The 17,019-nt window shown below is 59.7% G+C and carries 14 protein-coding genes; 9 read left to right on the top strand and 5 right to left on the bottom strand.

Annotated features, from left to right (window positions below):
• Positions 1-52 precede the first annotated feature (52 nt).
• From ACR0JA_RS06625 to ACR0JA_RS06590, 8 genes are all read left to right on the top strand, one after another.
• A complete protein-coding gene (locus tag ACR0JA_RS06625) occupies positions 53-739 on the top strand; it encodes a haloacid dehalogenase type II (RefSeq protein ID WP_480571748.1) in 687 nt (228 codons plus the stop codon).
• A complete protein-coding gene (locus ACR0JA_RS06620) occupies positions 739-1,566 on the top strand; it encodes an alpha/beta fold hydrolase (protein ID WP_480571745.1) in 828 nt (275 codons plus the stop codon). The genes ACR0JA_RS06625 and ACR0JA_RS06620 overlap by 1 nt, the downstream gene beginning before the upstream one ends.
• Positions 1,563-2,537 (top strand): threonine ammonia-lyase, encoded by a 975-nt coding sequence (locus ACR0JA_RS06615; protein WP_480571742.1) that lies wholly within the window; start codon positions 1,563-1,565, stop codon positions 2,535-2,537. The genes ACR0JA_RS06620 and ACR0JA_RS06615 overlap by 4 nt, the downstream gene beginning before the upstream one ends.
• Before the next feature lie 61 nt (positions 2,538-2,598).
• Positions 2,599-3,387 carry a 3-oxoadipate enol-lactonase gene (pcaD, locus tag ACR0JA_RS06610; RefSeq protein WP_480571739.1) on the top strand — a complete coding sequence of 263 codons (789 nt, stop codon included), beginning with the start codon at positions 2,599-2,601 and terminating at the stop codon, positions 3,385-3,387.
• Positions 3,388-3,398: 11 nt separating this feature from the next.
• Complete coding sequence (locus tag ACR0JA_RS06605; RefSeq protein WP_480571737.1) at positions 3,399-4,112, top strand: alpha/beta fold hydrolase; 714 nt, start codon at positions 3,399-3,401, stop codon at positions 4,110-4,112.
• A gap of 84 nt (positions 4,113-4,196) precedes the next feature.
• Positions 4,197-5,396 (top strand): TCR/Tet family MFS transporter, encoded by a 1,200-nt coding sequence (locus tag ACR0JA_RS06600; protein ID WP_480571734.1) that lies wholly within the window; start codon positions 4,197-4,199, stop codon positions 5,394-5,396.
• An 81-nt stretch (positions 5,397-5,477) separates the two neighbouring features.
• On the top strand, positions 5,478-6,572 hold the full coding sequence (locus ACR0JA_RS06595; RefSeq protein WP_480571731.1) for a zinc-binding dehydrogenase: 1,095 nt from the start codon (positions 5,478-5,480) through the stop codon (positions 6,570-6,572).
• A gap of 21 nt (positions 6,573-6,593) precedes the next feature.
• Positions 6,594-7,826: a mandelate racemase/muconate lactonizing enzyme family protein gene (locus ACR0JA_RS06590; RefSeq protein WP_480571728.1), complete on the top strand. Its 1,233-nt coding sequence runs from the start codon at positions 6,594-6,596 to the stop codon at positions 7,824-7,826.
• Positions 7,827-7,853: 27 nt separating this feature from the next.
• On the opposite strand, the gene ACR0JA_RS06585 is transcribed toward ACR0JA_RS06590, so the two are convergent.
• A complete protein-coding gene (locus tag ACR0JA_RS06585) occupies positions 7,854-10,850 on the bottom strand; it encodes an ABC transporter transmembrane domain-containing protein (RefSeq protein WP_480572393.1) in 2,997 nt (998 codons plus the stop codon).
• A gap of 214 nt (positions 10,851-11,064) precedes the next feature.
• On the opposite strand from ACR0JA_RS06585, the gene ACR0JA_RS06580 reads away from it, so the two are divergent.
• On the top strand, positions 11,065-11,454 hold the full coding sequence (locus ACR0JA_RS06580) for a DUF3307 domain-containing protein (protein ID WP_480571725.1): 390 nt from the start codon (positions 11,065-11,067) through the stop codon (positions 11,452-11,454).
• Between the two features lie 54 nt (positions 11,455-11,508).
• Here ACR0JA_RS06580 and ACR0JA_RS06575 read toward each other — a convergent pair whose 3' ends face one another.
• From ACR0JA_RS06575 to ACR0JA_RS06560, 4 genes are all read right to left on the bottom strand, one after another.
• Entirely contained in the window at positions 11,509-12,240 is a 732-nt protein-coding gene (locus tag ACR0JA_RS06575) for a hypothetical protein (protein WP_480571722.1), read from the bottom strand.
• Between the two features lie 81 nt (positions 12,241-12,321).
• Positions 12,322-12,996, bottom strand: coding sequence for a TetR/AcrR family transcriptional regulator (locus tag ACR0JA_RS06570; protein WP_480571719.1), 675 nt, complete (start codon positions 12,994-12,996; stop codon positions 12,322-12,324).
• A complete protein-coding gene (locus ACR0JA_RS06565) occupies positions 12,997-14,550 on the bottom strand; it encodes a trimethylamine methyltransferase family protein (protein WP_480571716.1) in 1,554 nt (517 codons plus the stop codon). It abuts the gene before it with no gap.
• Entirely contained in the window at positions 14,550-16,952 is a 2,403-nt protein-coding gene (locus tag ACR0JA_RS06560; RefSeq protein ID WP_480571713.1) for a GcvT family protein, read from the bottom strand. The genes ACR0JA_RS06565 and ACR0JA_RS06560 overlap by 1 nt, the downstream gene beginning before the upstream one ends.
• Between the last annotated feature and the right edge of the window lie 67 nt (positions 16,953-17,019).

Genomic DNA, 17,019 nt, shown 5'->3' with positions numbered 1-17,019 from the left:
TTTCACCCCTCGAACTCCTGTGTCAACCTGCGCACGATTACCGGAGGAACAGATGGCCATCACAACCTGCATCTTTGACGCCTATGGCACGCTTTTCGACGTTGCAGCTGCCGCCCGTCAGGCTGCCGCCGAACCCGGGTTCGAAGCCCTGCAGAACAAATGGCCCGAGTTGGCAAATCATTGGCGTTTGAAACAACTGCAATACACCTGGCTGCGCGCGGTTGCCGATGCCCATGCCGACTTCTGGGATGTGACCCAAGACGGTCTGGACTGGGCGCTTGAGGCCACCGGGCTACAAGGCGACGACAGGTTGAGACAACGCTTGCTGGACCTGTATTGGGAACTGCAAGCTTATCCCGAAGTGCCCGATATGCTGGCTGCCCTGAAAGCGGGTGGAATGCAGACCGCGATCCTGTCCAACGGCTCGCCGCCGATGTTGGATGGGGCGGTGCAATCCGCAGGAATCGGTGCCGTTCTGGATGATGTGCTGTCCGTTGAGAGTGTTGGCGTCTTCAAACCCCATGCCCGCGTTTACGATCTTGTTCAGCAGCGGTTTGGTTGCGCCCGTGACGAGGTGCTTTTTGTCAGCTCGAATGGTTGGGACGCAGCAGGTGCGAGCGGATACGGGTTTGTCACCGCCTGGGTCAATCGCGCAGGCGAGCCCACGGACAGGCTACCCTGGACACCAGCGCATGTGTTGGCAGACCTAACGAACATTCCCAAATTGGCAGGGCTTTGATGGCGTTCTTCAAAACCTCGGACGGCTTGCAAATCTACTTCGAAGACAGCGGCTCTGGCACGCCGCTGCTCTGCCTTGCCGGTCTGACCCGCAACAGCCAGGACTTTTCATTTTTTGCGCCGCACGCGGGTGATCTGCGCCTGATCAAGATGGATTATCGCGGGCGCGGGCAATCGGACCACGACCCTGATTTCATGAACTACAACGTGCTGCGCGAAGCTCAGGACGTTGTTGAACTGCTGGATCATCTGGGGCTTGAGAAAGTAACCGTTCTCGGCACGTCCCGGGGCGGTTTGATCGCAATGGCCCTTGCCGCGACCTCACCCAATCGTCTTGCGGGTGTCATCCTGAATGATGTTGGCCCGGTGATCGAGCCCGCAGGCATCGCCAAAATCATGGACTACGTGGGCAAGAAACCCGCTGCAAAGACCTATGATCAGGCCGCCGCACTTCTGAGCCAGATCATGGAATCCCAGTTTCCGGGGGTGCCGGCAGATATCTGGCGGCGTCAGGCGGAATTTCAGTATCTGGAAACCGGCGATGGGCTGGCTCTGCGGTACGACAGCGCGCTGCGCGACGCTTTGATCGGACAGGCTGCAGACGGCGCGGCACCCGACCTTTGGCCGCTGTTCGACGCCCTCCGCACCATCCCGACCGGCGTGATCCGGGGCGAGAACTCGGATGTGCTGAGCGCTGAGACCGTCAAACAGATGCGCGCGCGTCATCCCGACCTGATTTCAGCTGAAGTGCCTGATCGCGGCCACGTACCCTTCTTGGACGAGCCGCAAGCGCTAAGAATTATTCGCAAAATACTGGATGCCTCATGAGTACTCTGGAATTGATCGAGGCCGCCGCCAAACGGCTTGAGGGGCACGTCCGCAAGACACCTCTCCTGTCCTCACCGTTTTTGGATGAAATCGCCGGCCGCCGCGTCTTGGTCAAACCGGAATGTCTTCAGCACACCGGCAGCTTCAAGTTTCGTGGCGCATGGTCGGCGATCTCTGCGCTGGACGAAACGGTGCGCCGACGCGGGGTGATCGCCTATTCCTCGGGCAACCACGCGCAGGGCGTTGCCTATGCGGCTGCGCAACATGGCATCACGTCGGTCATCGTGATGCCCTCGGATGCACCGCTGCTCAAAATCGACAACACGCGGGCTTTGGGGGCCGAGGTCGTACTATACGACCGCGCAAACGAAAGCCGGGAAGCGATAGGCGAAGCGCTGGCAACCGAGCGCGGCTTGACCTTGATCCGTCCGTATGACGAACCGCAGGTCATCGCCGGACAGGGCACTGTCGGGCTGGAGCTGGCCCGGCAGACGCAGGATCTGGGCGTCACCGAAGCGGATGTTCTGATCTGTTGCGGCGGCGGCGGTCTGACTGCGGGCATCTCGCTGGCGCTTGCGGGGCATGCGCCCGGATTGCGGCCCCGCCCGTGCGAGCCCGAGGGCTTTGATGATGTCCGGCGGTCGCTGCTGAGCGGGCAGATTCAGAGCAACCCCGCCACGTCCGGCAATATTTGTGATGCGATTCTGACGCCTCAGCCCGGCGACATCACGTTCCCCATCCTCAACCGTTTGTGCGGGCCTGGATTCGCGGTGACCGAGCAAGAAGCCCTGCACGCCATGGCACTGGCTTTTCTGCGCCTGAAAATCGTGCTGGAGCCCGGCGGGGCGGTATCGCTCGCCTCGGCCCTGTTCCGCCAGGACCAGATCAATGGCGACACGGTCATCGTGGTTGCATCGGGGGGCAACACCGATCCGCAGATTTTTGCGCAAGCGTTGGAATTCCTGACCTGACAACCCCATATCGGCGGTGCAATATCCGCAGAAACGTCTGGCTCACGGACAGGATAGAAAGATGAATATTGCCGAACTCGGGGATGTCCGGCTGCATTACCGGATCGATGGCGACCCCAGCGGTGCGCCGGTGGTACTGGCAAACTCGCTGGGCACTGACTTGCGCCTTTGGGACCCGATCCTGCCGCATCTACCCAAAGGGTTGCGGATCATCCGGTACGACAAGCGCGGCCACGGGCTGTCATCGCAACCACCTGCGCCATATTCCATGGGCACTTTGGTGCGGGACGCTGAAAGGTTGCTGGACCATCTTGATGTCCGGGATTGCGTGTTTGTCGGCCTGTCGATCGGCGGGATGATCGCGCAGGGGCTTGCGGTCAAACGGATGGATCAGGTTCGCGCGCTGGTCCTGTCGAATACAGCGGCCAAAATAGGCACGCCACCGATCTGGCAAGAACGTATCTCCGCAGTCAAACGGGGCGGGATCGAGGCGTTGGCCGACGCAACGATGGAGCGCTGGTTTTCCCGCGCTTTTCGCGCAACCCCAGACGTGGCCCTGTGGCGCAACATGATGGTCCGACAACCTGTGGACGGCTATCTGGGGTGTTGCGCCGCGATCTCGGGAACGGATTTCTATACGCCCACCAGCGGGTTACGCCTACCAACACTGGGCATCGCCGGCAGCGAGGACGGCTCGACACCCCCGGATCTGGTGCGTGAAACCATTGACCTTATCCCCGGATCGGAATTCCGGCTGATCCGAAAAGCAGGCCATTTGCCCTGTGTCGAGCGCCCCGCCGAATACGCCGATATTCTTACCGATTTCCTGACCCGGATCGGACATATTTGAAGGAGCCCACGGTGGCAGATTTTTTGTTGGTTCATGGATCATGGCACGGCGCCTGGTGTTGGCGGGACCTGCTGCCCGAACTGGTTGCCCTGGGACATACCGCCCGCGCGATCGACTTGCCCAGCCACGGGTCAGACCCGACACCGGCTGGCAACGTCACGCTTGAGATGTGCCGGGATGCTGTGCTGAATGCCTCGACGCCGGAAACCATTCTTGTGGGGCATTCCTGGGGCGGATACCCGATCAGCGCCGCAGCCGAAGCTGATCCAACAGCGATGCGCGGCCTGATCTATGTCTGCGCCTATGTCCCCGCCGCCGGACGATCCCTGATCGAGATGCGAAAGCGCGGGCCACGCCAGCTGCTTGATGACGCGCTGGAAAAATCCACTGACGGCACCTCATACAGTATCTTACCAGACCGGGTTCACGATCTGCTCTATCACGATTGCCCGTCCGAGATCGTCTCATATGCTCTGGCCCGCATGTGTCCGCAGGCGATCAGGCCGCAAGATACCGCTTTGCCTGTCGGCGACTGTTTTGAGCAACTTCCAAAGGCCTATATCCGCGCCACCGACGACCGGATTGTTCCAACCGAGTACCAGGCCGAGATGAGCCAATGCGCAAGCCCGCATTTGCGCCTGACCATTGACAGCTCTCATTCACCCTTCTTCTCGCAACCGAGGGCCTTGGCAGAACTTTTGGACAAAGCGGCACAGCAGATGTGATCTCACGTCAGGCGGCGACAGCCCTCTTTTCAGGTGCCGTCGTCGCCGCTAGGGTGCCGGACAAATCCGAACCATTGGTCCCTTATGCGTCTGCCTTTTCTGTTTGTTCTCGGTACCGTGATGATCGATGCGATGGGCATTGGTCTGGTCTTGCCGATCATGCCGCAACTGATTGTCGAGGTTCAGGGCGGCACGCTGGCAAACGCCGCTATCTGGGGCGGCGTTCTAAGCACCGCCTTCGCAGCCATGCAGTTTCTGTTTGGACCGGTTCTGGGCAATCTGTCAGACGCCTATGGCCGCCGGACCGTTCTGTTGGTGTCTTTGTTTGTCATGGCGTTGGATTACGTGGTGATGGCCGTTGCGGGCAGCATCTGGCTGCTGCTGGCAGGTCGCATTGTCGGCGGGATCACCGCCGCGACCCACTCGACCGCAGCCGCTTTTATGGCAGACGTCTCGAAACCCAGTGAGAAGGCCGCGAATTTCGGCCTGTTGGGCGCGGCTTTTGGCGTCGGTTTTGTTCTGGGGCCGCTGATGGGCGGCGTACTGAGCGAGTTTGGAACACGTGCACCATTCTGGGCGGCGGCGGGGCTTTCGGCCTTTGGGTGTCTGGTCGGATTTCTGGTCATGCCCGAAACCGTGACGGACGAAACGCGGCGTCCGTTTCATTGGCGTCGAGCCAACCCGGCGGGCTCTTTGCAAGCCATAGCGGCGCTTCCGGGCATTCGGCCTTTGCTATGGGTGTATTTCCTCTATTCCGTATCCATCTACGTTTACCCTGCGATCTGGTCCTATTTCACGCTGGAACGCTTTGGCTGGTCGCCGCAGATGATCGGCCTGTCGCTGGCCGTTTATGGTCTGGGCATGGCAGCCGTACAGGGAGGGCTCATTCGCCCAGCGACGCGCCATTTGGGTGAACGCAAAACCATCATCTGGGGCATGGGGTTCGAGATCGGAAGCTTTCTTATTCTGGCGTTTCTGACCAATGGAACGATTGCGATGCTGTTAATCCCGATCACCGCGTTGGGGGCCGTAGTCACTCCTGCATTGCAGGCGATGATGTCCAAAGCGACGCCGGATTCGCAGCAAGGAGAGTTGCAGGGCGTATTGGCCGCGCTGCACGCGCTTGCGATGATCATCTCTCCTTTGGTCATGACCAACGTGTTTGCACAATTCATACGGAACGATGCGCCGTTCTGCCTGCCCGGTGCGCCGTTCCTGCTGGCGCTGGTGTTGATGATGGCGGGCTTCGCGCTTTTTCTGCGGCCCGCGCCCGAGACACTGTAAGCGACACATCTTTGGCGGATTCTGCCTTGCAGGCGGCAATCCGACAGTCCACCGTGGCCAAAACGGGGAACGGGGAACAACATGCAAACCATCAAAGCAGCCGTCTGCCGCGCGTTTGGCGCGCCACTGGTGATCGAGGACGTCCTGCTCGCACCTCCCGGAATGGGCGAGGTCGAGGTTGAACTGGGCGCCGTGGCCATCTGTCATTCCGACATCACATTTGCCAGCGGTGCGTGGGGTGGGTTTCTGCCAGCCGTGTACGGTCATGAGGCTGCGGGTGTCATCACCGATGTCGGGGATGGTGTCGGCGGCTTCAAGATCGGCGATACGGTTGTCGTAACCCTGATCCGCGCCTGCGGCTCGTGCCCGTCCTGCGCCAGCGGTAAGCCGACGATTTGCGAGACCCCCTATGATACGGTCAAAGGGCCATTGCGCACGGCGGATGGCGGGCCGCTGGAACAGGCCATGGCCTGTGGGGCCTTTGCCGAAAAGGTCGTGGTCAGCCACCGCCAAATCGTCAAAATCCCGCCAAACATGCCCAAGGACATCGCCAGCCTGCTGTCCTGCGGCGTCATAACCGGAGTCGGCGCCGCTGTGAACGCCGCCGCCCTACGCCCCGGCCAGGACGTTGTCGTGATCGGTGCTGGCGGGGTCGGACTCAACGCCATTCAGGGTGCGCGTATTGCAGGGGCCCGCCGTATCGTCGCCGTCGACATGTCAGAAGAAAAACTTGAGATCGCAAAAGAGTTCGGCGCGACTCATGGGGTTCTGGGAACCCTCGATCAACCGTGGAAAGCGGCCAGCAAAGCATTGGGAGGCCGGGGGGCGGATGCGGTCCTGATCACCGTCGGCGCAATTGCCGCCTATGATCAGGCGCCACGCTATCTGGCACGCGGCGGCAAGGCTGTCATGATCGGAATGCCGCATTCCGGTGCGCAGGCGACCTACGAGCCGGTCATCCTGGCCGCCATCGGCCAGGGCCTGATCGGATCCAAGATGGGCGATGTGGTCATTCAGCGGGACATTCCTTGGATGATCGACCTGTATGAACAGGGGCGGTTGAAGCTGGACGAACTGATCTCGGGCCGGTGGTCGCTGAGCCAGATCAACGACGCCATCGAAGACACCAAGACCGGCTCGGCCAAGCGCAACGTGATCCTGTTCGACAAGGGCTGACCGCCCTAGAAAGAGACACCGATGAAGCTGCAAGACCTCGACATCATTGTCACGGCACCACCCGCACCGGGCTGGGGCGGGCGGTACTGGATATTGGTCAAGGTGACGACCGACACCGGGATCACCGGTTGGGGCGAATGCTATGCGTCGTCCATCGGCCCGGATGCGATGCAGCATGTGATCCGTGATGTGTTCGAACGCCACATGGCTGGGGAAAATCCCGAAAACATCGAGCTGATGTTCCGCCGCGCCTATTCCAGCGGTTTCACCCAGCGCCCCGATCTGACCGTAATGGGTGCTTTTTCCGGGCTCGAGATCGCTTGCTGGGACATTCTGGGCAAGGATCGCGACCGGCCTGTTCATGCTCTGCTTGGCGGGCGCATGAACGACCGCATCCGGGCATATACTTACTTGTATCCCCTGCCCCAGCATAATCTGACCGATTTCTGGACCTCACCGGAACAGGCCGCAGAATGCGCCGCCGAAATGGTCAAACGCGGATACACAGCGGTCAAGTTCGACCCGGCAGGCCCCTATACGATCCGTGGCGGCCATATGCCCGCGATGAGCGATATCTCTCAGTCCGTGGCCTTTTGCAAAGCCATTCGCGAGGCGGTGGGCGACGAGGCCGACCTGCTGTTTGGGACCCATGGGCAATTCAACACCGCAGGCGCAATTCGTCTGGGGCAGGCGCTGGAACCCTATTCGCCGCTTTGGTTCGAAGAGCCCACGCCGCCTGACATGATCGAAGATATGGCGCGTGTCGCCCGCAACGTACGTATCCCCGTGGCCACTGGTGAGCGCATGACAACCAAGGCCGAATTCGGTGCCGTGCTGCGCGCAGGAGCCGCGGAAATTCTGCAACCGGCGCTGGGTCGCGCAGGTGGGATCTGGGAGATGAAGAAAGTCGCTGCCATGGCCGAAGTGTTTAATGCCCAAATGGCACCGCATCTGTATGCGGGGCCGGTTGAGTGGGCCGCCAATATCCACCTTGCCGCCTCGATCCCGAACCTGTTGCTGCTGGAGAGTATCGAAACACCGTTCCACGATCAGTTGATCAAGGGCACCATCCGGGTTGAGGATGGCTTTGTCGCACCTCCGACCGCCGCGGGTCTAGGGATCGATGTTGACGAGGCGCTGGCCCGTGCGCATCCCTATACGGGTGACGGGCTGCACCTGCAGATGCAGGAGGAACCTTGCGACTATGCCAACGGCAACGCCTTTCAGGGCGGTGCCCCGGCAACTGACAGCTGACGCACGGGTAAGTCAGACAGCTCAACGCTAGTTGGAGACGTATCCCGCAATGACCTGCAACAGCTTGAATGCGGTTGCGGCGTCGTTTTCGACCACGGCCATAAACTCTTCTTCACCGATGCGCAGACAGGACAGATCGGTCTCGGCCACCATGCTAAGTGCGCGCGGTTCTTTGCGGATCAAGCCAAGCTCGCCGACCAACGCGCCAGGCCCCACCGCAAGGATCAGCTTGTCCGGCCCGTCCGGCTGTGGAAGGTACAATCCCGCTTCGCCCTCAAGCACCACATAGGCACCATCTGTCGGTTGATCGTCTTTCAGGAAAATGACCTGCCCGGCCGACGCCTCGAACCAGCGCGCACCAAAGGCGAGCAGGCGCAGCTGCCGTCGATCCAGCCCGGAAAATAGCGGCGTCTGTTCCAGCGCACGCAGCTTGCGTGCCAGGTCGGCTGAGGCAGCGCTGTCTTCTTCCACGTCGGCAGGCCCTTCATCTGTCACCACCCGACCTTGCCGGATTTCGACATACATGTCGAACACATCCGGGCTTTCGAATTGATCATTGAGGTAGATGACAGTTGTATCCGGCAACAACTGACGCAGGTTCTTGTACACCGCAACCTGCGTCTGCATGTCATAACTGGCCAGCGCGTTTTCCAGTATCAGGATGTCGGGCTTCTTGATTGTCGCCCGCGTGAACGCCAGCGGTTCGGCAAAGACGGCCGGCAAATTCTGACCACCCAGCGCCACCGGGATGTCATAGATCAATTCCACTACCAAAGGCCGCGCGCCGTTCTCGGCCAAAACATCGACGATAAGTTTGCGCACCTCGTCCGACCGCGCGCCGCCTATCTGGCTGACCTTTCCGAACAGCGCGTTCTCCATCACCGTCAGGCCCGGTGCGAATTTGTCTGCATCCAGTGGAACAAACACATCGTGCAACAGCTGCATCAGCTTGTCCGAATGACTGGCGCGCAATTCGAGGATGCGGTTCTTCAACTCATCGCTGAAGGCGGGGCCGATTTGCTCGGCCGAAATCACGAAGGGCACTGCCAGCAAATTGGCCAATTGTTCGTCATCCAGCCCCTGCCCGCCCTCCTGCCGGGTCCGTTCAACCAGTTCAACCGCCGCTTCGTAAGTCTGTGCCTCAAGACCCAGCTTGCGGAACAGGGGATGATCGGTCCCGTCCAGCCCAAAGATCTGACGCAGCATATCGATCACATCGCGCGTCAGCGCGATAAGGGTCTCGTCCAGACCCAGTTCGCGCAATTGACCGAGGAACACTGTTTGCTGGGCCAGCAATTCCTGCGTGACAGGAACTCGTGGTGTCGCAAACAACAGATTTTCGACAACTGGCAGCGCCGGGTTATAGACCTCGCGATCAAAGATCAGCGCTTGCTGATCCAGCTTGGCACGCCGAACGGCCTGCTGAACGGTTGGGCGCAATTCGACAAGCTTTTGCGCCAGTTCCGCGTGCGTACCTTCATCAAAGACCTGTTCGGCACCCCGGCGATAAAGCGCAGTGCCCGAGCCCATGCCGTCGATCAGTTTGAGCCACCAGTCGCGCAGATCGCCGGCACTGCCCAATCCGGCCAGAGACGGGTCCAGCCAATCGGCGTCGAACGGATCGCTACTGTTCCCGGCGCGCAAGGTCTCGGCAAAATCCGCTGTCGTATCGGGTGAGGTCACCGGTTTGTACCGCATGGGCATCATGACGTTTTCGCCCAGCGTACCCTGGAACATAACCGGCCGCGAGGTGGCATGGCCGATACGTGCTGCCACGACGCCCTGGTGCAGAGACGCCAGGTTCTGCCCCCCGACCTCGACCCGGCCCGAGCTTGGCAGAATCTCCCGCGTCAACAATTCAGCTACGGCGCGCCGATCCTCTTCCGAGGGCGCGGCAATGCCGATCGTCTTGCCAGCCGGGAATGTCAGGTCCAGGTCGTCAAGAACCTGGTTGCCGTCAATGTCCCGCACCGAAACCTGATTCAGCACGATGTCTCCGCTCAGATGCGCTTGGGATTCGGGGTCACCTTCGAACAGCGTCTCGTCGGTCATTCCCGATGGTGCGAACCGCTCGATCACCACGTTCCAGCGCAAAGACATGTCCTGCGTCTGATTGTAGTAGGTGAGCAATTCCTTCCACGGCGAGCTCAGGTCCTTGTACGCCGCCAACGCGGCCACCAGCGCCCCCAGCGAAACCGAGCCCTGCAGAACCAGCAGGCCGCCGACCAGATAGAACATGAATGGCGTTAGTTGCGAGATGAAGTTGTTGATGAACTTCATAAAGAACTTTTTCTGATAGATCTCGAACCGGATGCCGTACAAACGGCCCAGTTGATCCGAGATCTTTGCCCGGCGATAACGCCAGCCACCATTGGCGCGCAAAGTCGCGGCACCGGCTGCGTTCTCGCCAATCTGCGCGGCCAGGATGCGAACCTCTTGTATGCGCTTCTTGTTCAACAAGTTGATTTGGCGCTGCAATTTCGGGATCAGCCACGCCTGCAACGGAATAAGTGCGACGGCTGCCAGCCCGAACCAAACGCTTTGCAGAAACAGAAAGGACAGGATGGTGATCATCTGACCCGCCTGCAGCACCGGCTGGCTAATCGCATCCCCCATCAGCCCGCCCATGGGTTCGCTTTCCGCCGTGACCATCGAGACCATTTCACCTTGGCTGACACGCTCGAAATACGGCTGTGGGAACCTCAGCGCGCGGCTGATCAACTGGTAACGAAAGCGGCGTAGCATCCGTTCGCTCAGCACACCTTTCATGGTGTTGATGCGCATTTTCATCAGGCCGTGCGCCAGCACCGCCAGCAGAAAGCCAAAGCACAGGATCATCAGGAACGTTGTCTGCGGCAGACTAAAGCCCCAGACATCGACAATCGAGCTGGACGCGCCAATGGCGTCATTGATAATCCGCTTGGGCAGTTCCAGCGTCAGATAGAGCAGAGGGAACAGAGTCGCCGTCACGGCCAGTAGAATCAACTGGTCGCGTTTGGAGTATTTCCAGATAAACTGAAAAATCGTCCGCTCGATAAAACCCGCCCCCGGTTAATGAATCGCCGATCAAACCCTTGATTTTGGCAAAAATACGCCCGTCCGAAAGTACCGCAATCCGAACCATAGACGCAAATGAATTTGCGAATTGCATCAATTTCGCCTTGTGTGAACTAGTTCATTTGCGCACAGCGGATTTACCGCCTAGTGTTCGTCTCAGGACGATATCGGGAGGGTTCATTTGCCTGCGACGCTAGGCACAGTATTGCTGCTGCTCTGTCTTTTGCAGATCAAGCACATGTTTGCCGACTTTTATTTGCAGACGCCCAAGATGCTTTCGGGGCGTAGCACTTATTTTCACATCGGACGGGCGCAACATGCAGCGGTGCATGTGGTGGGATCGGTCATTATTTTCGCGCTGTTCCGCGCCCCAGTAGAATTCATCCTGATCATTGCCGCGCTAGAATGGATCATTCACTTCCACATCGACTTTGCCAAGGCCGCCTATTCGGACAAGAAAAACCTTAAACCCGACCAGGCTGGTTTCTGGCGTGCGGCGGGCCTGGATCAGCTGATGCATAACCTGACATACATAGCCATGGTTTGGGCCTGGGCGGCATTTGCGGCCTGAGAAAACGAGTGACAACGAAGCTGTCACTTGAACGTTGTTGAACCTATGAATGCCTCAATCTACGCGGGCGGAGCACGACGTCTTGTAGGTTTCCAGCCATAGCTGGTCCAATGCATCGATCTTCACCGGGTCGTATTCGTGTTGCTTGTTCCAATAGCGTCCTGTCGGCTCAAAGTATCCCAACTCGGCCTCGCGTTTGAGAACCGCGCCGATCCCTTTTGGACAGGGCAACGGCACCTCGCCCTCGCTGCCGCGCGAGACCGAAGGAAAGATCAGGCGGCTTTCTGCGGAAGACAGGCGAACAATACGGCAACGCTGCGCCGCGCCGAACAGCGCCAGACGCGCCGATTTCGCTGTTAGCGAGCGCAAGGTCACATCGCGACGCAACGGATCGGCAGCACCCCTGCCGTAGAAATGCGATTTGCCGGATCGCGGATAAACCATATCGCAGCCAAGATAGGCAATCACCGCTGGTTTCAACGCAGCCAAAGCCCAGTACCCCGCAGTGAATGCCATGGTTCCGCCCGCGTAGACAAATCCACCAAAGGTGTTCTGAACCGGCACATAGTCCTGCGCTGTGACAATGCGCTGGCGGCTGTTCAAAGCCTTCGGTCGGCTTTCGACCGGAAAGTCCTCGGGGTGGATCAGAAAGTCCCAATCCGGCCTGATCCGCCATGCGTTGTTGATAGCCACGATATGCGTGAACCCTTTACGCGCCCAATGGCGCGCGCGCAGCGCATCAGGCGCACTGCCGAGTATCAGGACATGGTGCCGGATTGGTTCCATCGCTTAGACCACAGGTTTACGTACGCCCCAAACCTAGCCCCGTGTACAAGCGAATCCAGTCCGGTCTTATCGACGGCGATCTCAGGTCGCTTTTCCAGCCCAATGACGCTGGGAATAGGCGCTGAACTCGGCAACTTCTTCTGGTCTGGGCGAGACGCCGGTGAAGACGTACAGATAATGCGGCACCATCGCGATCCGTGTTTCCATCGGCTCGTTCAACTGGGCCAGATCATAACCGATCTGCATGTAATACAGGACGCGTGCGCGGGTTTCGGCCTCGATCTCGGAATAGCCGTAGCGCGCGAACATGGCGTGCAGCGCAGTCAATCGCTTGGCATCGGACTGATCCAGAACACGCCGCACTTTGCCGGACTTCCGGGCCCAGTCCCGTACGGCAAAATCCAGTGCCGTATCGAAAAGCTCGGTGTTCACGACACAGCGGTGCACATTGCACACCGCCGCCGTAATCGTTGGTGCCGCAGCCTGGGCCTGCTTGATCAGGCCCGCAGTATTCGTGGCCTGCCATCGCGCCAAAAGCGCATCCAACAGTTCCTGCCGGGATTTGAAGTACCAGTAGAAGGACGACCGTGACACCGCCATTCGTTCCGCCAGATTCAACACCTTGATCTGATCGACCCCATCCGAAATCAGCACGTCCATCGCCACGTTCAGCCAGTCGTCGCGTGTGACCTTGACGTTGCCGACCAGAGGCTCGGCCTTCGGGTCGTCGCGATGCAGGATCGGTTTGGTGTTCATTCAGCTCTCCGGCGGCGCGCCGCCTTCGGCGGTGCGGCGTGCGATGAAATCTTTCAGCGCACCCAGCCGGTCGATATCGCCATGCGGTGCCCTGAAATCACTCAGAATGCCTTTCCAGACACCCGTTGCCCGCTGGTTGGCATCCACTGCACCGCGTTCCGTCCATGTTCCGAAATTAGCGTAGTCATGCACATGCGGCTGGTAGAATTCGGTATTGTACCGCTCCATTGTCTGGCTAGAGGCAAAAAAGTGCCCGCTGGGCTCGACCTCGTTCAAGGCAGAGTCAAATCCGATCTCGGCAGTTCCGGCCTGCGCACCGGCACAAAGCTCGGCGACCATGTTCAGAACCTCGGCATCGCAGACCAGCTTTTCGAACGATACGGTCAGCCCGCCCTCGAGCCATCCGGCGGAATGAATGATCACGGTCGCCCCGGCCATCAAACAGCCCCAGAGCCCAAACTGGTTCTCATTGGCTGCCTGCACGTCGTTGATATTCGATGCCGACCCCGCTGCCGAGCGCCATGGAAGGCCCAGATGCCGTGCCAGTTGCCCTGCTGCCAGCGACGCCTGAAAATGCGAGGGCGTGCCAAACGCAGGGGCCCCAGATTTCATGTCCACATTGCTGGTGAACGTGCCATAGCACACCGGCGCGCACGGGTTGGTGAGCTGCGTCAGCGTCAGAGCTGCCAGCGCCTCGGCATGGGACAGAGTTATCGCGCCGGCGACCGTGATCGGGGCCATAGCCCCCATCAGCGTAAAGGGTGTGATGATCGACATCTGACCATGACGCGCAAAATCGATCAGCCCCTGCGCCATAGGAATATCGAGCGTGCGCGGGCTGTTGGTGTTGATGATCGTGTAGCAATGTGGGCTTGCCCGGAACGCATCATCACTGAGGCCGCGCGCAATGGACAGCATCTCAAAGCAATCCATTACCTGCGGCGTCCCGCGCGAGAAGAAGAACGGAAACTTGTCCGTCAGTTCCATCTGCGCCTGCGTGGTAAAGTAGTGACGCAGACGGGTCGGCACATCCTGCGGCTCGACTTGGGGTGAGATCATCTGGAAGACGTCAAAATGATGCGTCAGTTTCAGGAACTCCAGATAATCCTGTCCGGTTGCCGGGCGGCGACCGCGTTCAAGATCGGTGGCATTCGGGGCACCTGCGCCGGGTTGAAACACCAACGAGCCCAATTCCAGCGTAAAGTCCCGGTTGCGCGCACCCGCACGGCAGTCAATCGACTTGGGGGCTGACGCAACTGCGGCCTCAACGATGTCGCGACCGATAAAGACCATCTCGGTGCCTTCGTCGACTCGTGCGCCACCCGCCGCGAACAAGCGGCGAGCTTCGGGCAATAGAACTTTGACGCCCAGCTCCTGCAACACTCTCAAGGCGGTTTCGTGCATATCGGCGATCTGATCCGCCGGGAAAACCTCCATCTGCGGGAAGGGATTCTTGAGTTGGCGGTAGTTCACATCCCGGCTGGGCGGAGGCGCAGCGTCTGCCCCTCGCCCGCGCCGTCGGCGACCGCGCTCGGATGTTTGCGAAATGACCATTAGCCTCTCATCGCCTTGCCTTGCGGATCATAAGGCGACGGTGCGATCACCTTCGCCGGACGCTCAACCCCGACCACATGAACCGTTAGTTCAGTACCCGGATCGGCCTTGTCGCGATTGACCAGAGCCATGGCCAGCGATTTGCCGGTGTGGTGGCCATATCCGCCCGAGGTCACAAAGCCGACGCGGTCTTCACCTGACCAGATCGGCTCATAGCCGCTTGTATCCGCGTCAAGCGCATCGATCTCCATCGTCACCTGCACCTGTGCCGGGCCATTACCGTCACGCTCGGCCACTGCGGCATCCTTGCCGACAAAGTCCTTGTCCCAGTCGATCCAGCGATCCATGCCGGTCATCCCCGGCGTATAAAGCTGGGTAAACTCAGCGGACCAGATGCCAAAGCTTTTCTCGAGACGGGTCGAGAGCATCGCGTTGAACCCGCATTCCCGAATACCGTCTTCAGCCCCGGCCTCAAGCAGCATACGGCGCAGCTTGATGTGGTCACCATAGCGGCAGTTGATTTCATAGCCCTTTTCGCCGGTCACAGACATGCGGGCGACGCGGGCGCGCACGAGGCCGATATCAAACTCGCCGCAGCCCATGAATTTCAGGCCTGAGATATCCTGTTCGGCCAGTTTCTCGACCACGGCCTGCGATTTCGGCCCGACGACGGCGAAGCCACAGTATTCCTCGCCGAGATCGCGGATCTTGACGCCATCAATCATGTGATCGTCGAACCAGCGCATATGCCAGGCCCGCAGGTAGTAACTGCCCATGATCCACCAGGTTCCGTCACCCCAGTTGAGCACCGTCAGATCGCCCTTGAGCCGCCCGTTCTCGCCCAGCATCGGCGCGAGTTTGGCTCGACCCGGTGCGGGCAGTTTCGAGGCCATGACCTTGTCCAGCCAGATTTCCGCGTTCGGACCGCTGACCTCGAACCGGGAAAAGCCGGAAATATCCAACAGACCAACGCCTTCGCGGATCACCTTGCACTCGTCGGCCACGATGTCATGCGCGTTGGACCGCTTGAGCGTCGGCGTTTCTTCGAACCCTTTGGGCGCGAAATACAGCGGCACCTCAAGATCCCAGCTAACGCCCCACTTACAGCCCGCCTCGGTCATAGCGTCATGCGCCGGGGCCATTTTCAGCGGGCGCCCAGCGGGCAGTTGTTCGTTCGGGTAGGTCATCACGAAACGACGCGAATAGAACTGGCCGGTGGTTTCGCGGATATAGCGCTTGTTCTGCGCAAAATCGCCATAACGGGCCACGTCCATCGGCCAGGCATCCGCCTCGGGCTCACCATGGATCATCCATTCGGCCAGCGTCTTGCCGACGCCGCCGCCTTGCAGGAACCCAGCCATCACCGCGCAGGCCGACCAATAGCCGCGTTTGCCCGGCACCGGGCCGACCAGAGGGTTTCCATCCGGCGAGAAGGTGAACGCGCCGTTTACCCATGTTTTGATGCCCACGTTCTGGATCGATGGATAACGCTCAAAGCCCAGGGTCAGTTCATTCTCAATCCGGTCGAGTTGTTCCTGAAACAGCTCTTCGCCATAATTCCACGGCGCGCCGTCCATGGCCCAATGTTCGTGGTCGACCTCATATATACCGACAAGAACACCCTTCTGGTCCTGCCGCATATACGTGAACCCCTCAAGGTCCACGGTCATCGGCATTTCAAAATCCGAAGCAGCAATTTCGGGCACCGTGTCGGTAATCAGATAGTGGTGTTTCAACGGCGAAACCGGTAGTTCGACCCCGGCCATGCGCCCAACCTGCTTGGCCCACAAACCAGCGGCGTTGACGACATGTTCGCAGGTGATCGTGCCCTTGTCGGTGACGACTTGCCAACCATCAGCGGTCTGGATCAGTTCTTCGACCTTGGTTTCCTCGTAATACTCCGCGCCGCGCTTTCTGGCGGCTGTCGCATAAGCCTGAACGGTACCAGTGGTATCGATGTAACCCTCGCGATCTGCCCACATCGCGCCCAACACGCCATCGGTCGACATGATCGGACAGCGTTTCTGGGCTTCTTCCGGGCTCAGCAGCTCGCAATCGTCGATGCCGATGGATTGGAAGATGCGGTAGTTTGCCTGCAGCCATTCCCACCGCTCCGGGGTACCGGCAAGCGTCAGGCCGCCGGTTACGTGAAAGCCGATATTCTGGCCCGATTCCTTTTCGATCTCGCTGAGCAGGTCGATGGTATAGGATTGCAACGCTGCCATATTCGGATCAGCGTTCAGCGCATGAACCCCCCCGGCCGCGTGCCACGACGACCCCGACGCCAGACGCCGGCGTTCCAACATGACCACGTCAGACCAGCCGAACTTGGCCAGATGATACAGAACCGAGGCGCCGACGACGCCGCCCCCGATAACAACGACTCGATAATGCGACTTCATCCTGCCCTCCCCGCATGACTCGCGAAGGACGCTAGACGCACTGTTCACATCTGTCTAGACATTTCTG

The sequence above is a fragment of the Ruegeria sp. AM4 genome (assembly GCF_056540665.1).
Note: the sequence above shows the minus strand (reverse complement) of the source record. Positions and strands in the feature narration are given on the sequence as shown.

Excerpts from the sequence above, each read along its gene's own strand:
- ACR0JA_RS06625 (WP_480571748.1), top strand. The coding sequence starts at position 53 with ATGGCCATCACAACCTGCATCTTTGACGCCTATGGCACGCTTTTCGAC.
- ACR0JA_RS06620 (WP_480571745.1), top strand. The coding sequence starts at position 739 with ATGGCGTTCTTCAAAACCTCGGACGGCTTGCAAATCTACTTCGAAGAC.
- ACR0JA_RS06615 (WP_480571742.1), top strand. The coding sequence starts at position 1,563 with ATGAGTACTCTGGAATTGATCGAGGCCGCCGCCAAACGGCTTGAGGGG.
- pcaD (WP_480571739.1), top strand. The coding sequence starts at position 2,599 with ATGAATATTGCCGAACTCGGGGATGTCCGGCTGCATTACCGGATCGAT.
- ACR0JA_RS06600 (WP_480571734.1), top strand. The coding sequence starts at position 4,197 with ATGCGTCTGCCTTTTCTGTTTGTTCTCGGTACCGTGATGATCGATGCG.
- ACR0JA_RS06595 (WP_480571731.1), top strand. The coding sequence starts at position 5,478 with ATGCAAACCATCAAAGCAGCCGTCTGCCGCGCGTTTGGCGCGCCACTG.
- ACR0JA_RS06590 (WP_480571728.1), top strand. The coding sequence starts at position 6,594 with ATGAAGCTGCAAGACCTCGACATCATTGTCACGGCACCACCCGCACCG.
- ACR0JA_RS06575 (WP_480571722.1), bottom strand. The coding sequence starts at position 12,240 with ATGGAACCAATCCGGCACCATGTCCTGATACTCGGCAGTGCGCCTGAT.
- ACR0JA_RS06570 (WP_480571719.1), bottom strand. The coding sequence starts at position 12,996 with ATGAACACCAAACCGATCCTGCATCGCGACGACCCGAAGGCCGAGCCT.
- ACR0JA_RS06565 (WP_480571716.1), bottom strand. The coding sequence starts at position 14,550 with ATGGTCATTTCGCAAACATCCGAGCGCGGTCGCCGACGGCGCGGGCGA.
- ACR0JA_RS06560 (WP_480571713.1), bottom strand. The coding sequence starts at position 16,952 with ATGAAGTCGCATTATCGAGTCGTTGTTATCGGGGGCGGCGTCGTCGGC.